The sequence below is a fragment of the Lysobacter sp. GQ73 genome, assembly GCF_059758755.1.
In genome coordinates this window covers 1-998 of the sequence record NZ_JCAXEE010000021.1, presented here as the reverse complement: position 1 = coordinate 998, position 998 = coordinate 1, and the positions used below count along the sequence as shown (strand labels likewise).

The following is a 998-nucleotide window of genomic DNA, read 5'->3' as shown; positions in this document are numbered from 1 at the left end:
GGCGACGCCGTTGCTGCCGCTGAACGAAAACGTGCCGACGCCGTTCTGGGTGACCTTGACCACCTGCACGGTGGGCAGCCGCGCATTGGTCGCGACGCAGCTGATTTCGCTGAGGTTGGCGTTGGCGGTGTTCGGCGTGGTCGGCGGGCCCACCGGAGCGCTGACCAGGCTGGAGAAGGTGCGGGTAGTGCCCGCCGCGCCGAGCGTGACCGTGGCGCCGGAGCGGTCGGTGCAGGCGATGCTCGAGCTGTAGTCGCTCAGGCTGGTGCCGGTGCCGGCGGTCTCGCTGACGGTGATCAGGGTGCCGAACGGCACCGGCACCCAATCGGTGGTGCCGCCGTGGCCGACGTTGGCGACCGCGCCGCTGTTGGTCTGCACCGCGGTCGCCGAGGCCGGGGCCACCGACAGGTTGAACAAGCCCGGATCGGAGGTGGGCACCAGCGCCTTGGTCAGGCGCACGCGCGGCAACAGGGTCACCGGATAGTCCTCGACCTCGCCGCTGTCGGCCAGGCCGGTCGCGCTCTGCACTTGCGCGGCGGTGTAGCCCAGGCGCAGGCGCGCATAGCTCTCGCCGGCGACATAGGTCGCGCCGGTCGGAATCGTCCAGTTCAAGACCACGTTGCCGTTGCCGCTCACCGTGGCGCAGGCGCGCTCGCCGGGGGACTCGAACGCGCCGTTGCGGTTGAAGTCGATCCAGCCGCACAACTGCGGCGTCGCGCCGGGCACCGACTGGAACCCGGCCACCGGCACCGACAGGCTGTAGCTGCCGACGCCGACGATCGGCAGGGACGCCAAGGCATCGTCGGTATCGCCGGTGGCGGTGGCGCTGGCGCGCGGGCTGGTCGCCGGCGGGGTGGCGATGTAGGCGGTGCCGTTCGGAATCGTCAACGGCGCGGTCGGATCGATGCTGAGGCCGGCGCCCAGGGTCAGGCCCGAATTGACGTGGCCGGCCATGCCGTAACTCACCGGCGCGTCGCTGAAGTCTTCGTCGACGGTGA

Annotated in this window: 1 protein-coding gene; it reads right to left on the bottom strand. The window is 71.0% G+C overall.

What is annotated here, in order from left to right; all coding sequences use genetic code 11:
- The coding region (locus AC6CH2_RS22480; RefSeq protein WP_498271156.1) for a GEVED domain-containing protein at positions 1-998 on the bottom strand (998 nt) is incomplete at both ends.